The 3,206-nt window shown below is 45.3% G+C and carries 2 protein-coding genes; one reads left to right on the forward strand and one right to left on the reverse strand.

Annotated features, from left to right (window positions below; all coding sequences use genetic code 11):
- On the reverse strand, positions 1-1,411 hold a 1,411-nt coding region (locus IQ229_RS20280; protein WP_194046831.1), incomplete at its 3' end, for an ABC1 kinase family protein.
- Between the two features lie 266 nt (positions 1,412-1,677).
- Here IQ229_RS20280 and recN point away from each other — a divergent pair.
- Positions 1,678-3,206 (forward strand): DNA repair protein RecN (recN, locus tag IQ229_RS20285; protein WP_194046833.1); only part of this gene is annotated, 1,529 nt, incomplete at its 3' end.

Genomic DNA, 3,206 nt, shown 5'->3' on the forward strand with positions numbered 1-3,206 from the left:
TTGCAATACCTTCAAGCGTCACAAGGGAGCGAATAATTAAGGCGTAGTAGGGTGGTACGCGGAAAGGATACTCATACATCAAAGCTGATAGTTCATCAGTGATGCTTTTAATGTTGAGTTCGGCAACGCTGGCTCCTTGGGCATCAGCAAAGACTCTCGCAAAAGCTGGGATAATTGGTGTTAAATCGGTTTCTGGTGATAAAAAATCTAACTTCACGTAGTCTTTTGCTAATCCTTCAAAGTCACGGTTGACGACGTGAACGATCGCTTCAATCAAACCATAACGCTGAGGTGGCTTAATCTCACTCATCATCCCAAAGTCGAGATAAGCTAACTTGCCATCGGTTGTTGCTAACAAATTACCAGGGTGGGGATCGGCGTGGAAAAATCCATGTTCTAGCAACTGGCGCAGGGAACACTGCACACCCACTTCAATGAGATAACGAGCATCTATCCCTTGAGCGCTAATTTCTTCTGTCTGGGTTAATTTAGTGCCGTTAATCCACTCCATCGTCAAGACGCGGCGATTGGTATATTCCCAGTAAATTTTCGGTACATATACGTCTTTCATGTGACCGTATAACTCGAAAAATCGCTCCGCATTTTCGCCTTCATGGATGTAATCCATCTCTTCAAAAATGCGATCGCCTAATTCATCGAGAATCCCAACTAAATCACTTCTTACCCGTTTGACCTTTTTCTGCACCCAAGCGGCGAGGTTACGCAAGATATACAAGTCAATGGTAATCCCCTCTCTTAAGTCGGGGCGTTGAACTTTAACAGCAACTTCTTCACCAGTTTTTAGCTTACCTTTATACACTTGCCCCAATGAAGCCGCAGCAATCGGATGGGCCGAGAGTTCGGCATAAACCTCTTCTGGAGGTGCGCCTAGTTCTTCTTTAATAAACTGGTAAGCAATTTCGTTGGGGAAAGGAGGTAATTGGTCTTGTAGTTTAGTTAATTCTTCTAGGTATACGGGAGGAACCAGATCCGGTCTGGTGGATAAAGCTTGTCCAATTTTGATGTAAGCAGGCCCTAATTTGGTCAGCAATACTCGTAATTGAGTAGCTCGGCGGCGGTCATTTTTGACGACAATTCCCCGTTTACTATCCGACCACAATCCAAAAACAAAGGATAGAGTCGGTCCCAACACGGCAAAAATCCGCCGTAAAACTTGCACTTTTCTATTTTGGTAATGCGCCGCTATGCCCACAGGATCGTAAAGCGTCTCAGGTTGGGCTGCTATTCTCACCTTTTGGGCTGCTAAGAGTCTTGGCGAGCGTACAACTAAACTTGGTGTACCATCTTCTGGCACTATATCAATAACGTCCAGTTCGCCTCGGCTATTTGTGCCGTTGCTACTGTCCTCCTGAATCGGTCGGGAACTAGGGGGAAGTGTCTTAACAATCATGAAGAATGGCCACCAGTCAGAACGATCACATTAAGTATTGTAACAATATGTTTAGAAATTGGGAATTGGGAATGGGGCATTGAGCATTAATTATTTCTTCCTCATCTTCCTCATCCCCTTCATCCCCCACTCCCCACTAGTCTGCTACACTTAAACGGGCATACTAGTTCAATAGTATTAGGTATTGCTAGTTGCTCAAAGATGAAACTTAATTATCCTGTAAGTTGGAAGTATCTGGCATCTGCCCTCATGGAGAATTTGGCTTGATGTTGCTTTGCCTGCGAATAGAAAACTTTGCCCTAATTGACCAACTGGAATTGGAATTTGGCGCGGGACTAAATGTGTTAACAGGTGAAACCGGCGCTGGAAAATCGATTATCTTGGATGCCATTGATGCCGCTTTGGGCGGTAAAGTCTCTAGTAGAGTCATTCGCACGGGGACAAGTCGGGCGATGGTAGAAGCTACTTTCACTTCAAACGCTCCCCTAGCAGCTTGGTTGACTGAACAAGAAATAGATTTGCTTGATGAAAATTCTGTAGTCATTAGCCGAGAAATCACAGCCACTGCGAGTAATGTCCGTAGTCGATCGCGAGTGAATGGTGTGTTGGTAAATCGGCAAATCATGACAGGAATGCGCGATCGCTTGGTGGAAATCACCGCCCAAGGTCAAACTGTACAAGTGGGACAATCTGCACAAGTCCGCGACTGGTTAGATTTATATGGCGGGGACTCTCTAATGCAGCAGCGTCACAAAGTAGCCACAAGTTTCACTGCTTACCAACAGGCGCATTTAGCACTAGAAAAACGCCGAACATCGGAACGGGAACGATTGCAACAACTCGACTTGCTTACTTATCAAGTGCAGGAATTGGGAGCAGCCAATCTCAGCGAACCTAATGAATTGGAACAGTTGGGACAAGAACGGGAACGCCTGAATCATGTCGTCGATTTGCAACAAATGAGTTACAAAGTTTATCAGGCTTTGTATCAAAACGATCATGAAACTCCCGCCGCAGGTGATTTATTAGGAGACAGTGAGGCAACACTCAATGACATGGTGGAATACGATAACCAACTACAACCCCTATTGGAATTGGTGCGGGACGCGCAAGCTGCGGTAATGGAAGTGGGAAGGCAAATTAATGCTTATGGGGATGGTTTGGAAGCCGATCCGCAGCGTTTGGAAGAGGTGGAAGAACGAATTCAGGAGTTAAAGCAAATTTGCCGCAAGTATGGGCCGACACTTACAGAAGCGATCGCTTATTACCAACGTATTCAAGCAGAATTAGCCCAACTTAACGACAGCGAACAATCTATCGAAAGTCTGGAACAGCAAGAAAAGGCGTGTTTTGAGAAACTTACCCAAGCAAGTAATCAGTTAACTCAATTGCGGAGTAAGGCGGCGGCTAATTTAGAATCACGTTTGATAGCTGAACTCAAGCCCCTAGCGATGGAAAAGGTGAAATTTCTGGTTGAAATATTACCAGCTTTCCCAACTGCGATGGGAGCAGACAAAATTACCTTTACATTTAGTTCCAACCCCGGAGAACCACTGCAACCTTTAACAGAAGTTGCCTCTGGTGGCGAAATGAGCCGTTTTTTACTGGCGCTGAAAGCTTGTTTTTCTCAGGTTGACGTAGTTGGGACAATGGTATTTGATGAAATTGATGTTGGGGTTTCGGGAAGGGTAGCCCAAGCGATCGCAGAAAAATTATACCAGCTAAGTCAACGCAACCAAGTGTTATGTGTTACCCATCAACCTTTAGTTGCAGCAATGGCCGATCGCCATTTTCG

Source organism: Nostoc cf. edaphicum LEGE 07299 (assembly GCF_015207245.1).
Classification (GTDB): Bacteria; Cyanobacteriota; Cyanobacteriia; order Cyanobacteriales; family Nostocaceae; genus Nostoc; species Nostoc edaphicum_B.